Genomic DNA, 892 nt, shown 5'->3' on the forward strand with positions numbered 1-892 from the left:
GGGGGACGGCGGGGGTGGTGGCGTCCGGCGTCGGCTTGGGTTCGGCCTCGCCTTCGGCTTCGGCCGTGTCGTTCCCGCCCGCACCACCCGTGCTGCTTTCGTCGTCGGGTGCGGGTGGCCCCTGTGGGGCGGAGTCGTCGTCGGCGGCTGCGGGAGCGTCCACCGCCTTGGCCTTCGGTTCCGCCTCGGGCGTCGGCGGCTTGCCTTCGGAGGACGACTCGGGCGTCGGCAGCTTGCCTTCGGAGGACGACTCGGGCTTCTCGGGCTCCTGGGCCTCCGCGACGGTCGCCTCCTCCGCCGGTTCCGTCGGCGCCGGCGTCTCCGCCGCAGTTGCCTCCGTCGGCTTTTCGGCGGACGTCGGCTTCTCCGCCGTCGGCTTGGCCTCCGCCTCCGCCTCCGCGTCAGCCTCTGCCTCCGGTGCCACCGCCGCAGGCTTCTCCGCGAACGTCGGCTCCTCCACAACCTGCGGCTTCTCCGCTACCGGCTTTTCGGCAGGCGCCGGTTCCTCGACGGTCGCCCGCTCTTCCTCTACCGCCGGCTTCTCGGCGGCCGTCGGCTGCTCCTCAGTTGCGGGCTTCTCCGCTACCGGCTTTTCGGCAGGCGCCGGTTCCTCGACGGTCGCCCGCTCTTCCTCTACCGCCGGCTTCTCGGGGGCCGTCGGCTGCGCCTCAATCGCGGGCTTCTCCGCTACCGGCTGCTCGGCAGACGCCGGTTCCTCGACGGTCAGCCGCTCTTCCTCTACCGCCGGCTTCTCAGCGGCCGTCGGCTGCTCCTCAACCCCGCGCGGCTCCTCAACCCGGGACTTCTCCGCAGCCGCCGGCTCCCCTTCCGCCGATCGCGCAGGCCTGGGCACCGTCACATTGTCGAAGATCAGTGACACGAGGTCGTGTTC

The 892-nt window shown here is 72.2% G+C and carries 1 pseudogene; it reads right to left on the bottom strand.

The window, feature by feature from the left end:
• A pseudogene (locus CA983_RS44220) lies at positions 1-892 on the bottom strand (VWA domain-containing protein); the annotation flags it as partial.

Origin of the sequence: Streptomyces swartbergensis (assembly GCF_002148965.1) — a bacterium.
Lineage (GTDB): Bacteria > Actinomycetota > Actinomycetes > Streptomycetales > Streptomycetaceae > Streptomyces > Streptomyces swartbergensis.